The sequence below is a fragment of the Vibrio sp. 1069 genome (assembly GCF_033340555.1).
On record NZ_JAWOWP010001009.1, the window covers coordinates 1 to 506 of the forward strand.

At 39.7% G+C, this 506-nt stretch carries 1 pseudogene; it reads right to left on the reverse strand.

The annotated features are described in order from the left end of the window. A pseudogene (locus tag R7040_RS30310) lies at window positions 1-506 on the reverse strand (hypothetical protein); the annotation flags it as partial.

Genomic DNA, 506 nt, shown 5'->3' on the forward strand with positions numbered 1-506 from the left:
TGCAGGCTATTAATAACAAGGTCAGAGGTTGATAAAATATAGTCACTATCAGGGGTTAATGTTGGCGAGGCCGGCGCAATATGAACCACGTGAATATTATCAGCGTCGTATCCTAATTGAGAAACAACATACTTGTAAGATTGGTTCACCCATAAGTTTCCTTGCGAGTGAGCAATATAAATTAGCTTTTTGCCTTTCCATGTATTGGAATCATTGATGAGTTTATGCTGCATCTGAGTTTTTTCAGTATCAGGTGAATCAATCGAAGTACTCAAGAGCTGCAAAAACTCACGAATCATCGTATTCATACCTTGGCTGACAAGGTCGGAAACAAACCCTTTAAACCATGAAAAAGTCGCACTAATTTTTTGGATGATGGAACTGTCCTGACGTCCGCTAACGATTTCCCAAAACGCTTCCCATCGATCAAATTGCTTTTGCCCCAACTCTTGTGTTCTTTGATCAAAAGTTTCAGCAAAATCAGCTAAGACATTCAACCCGTTACA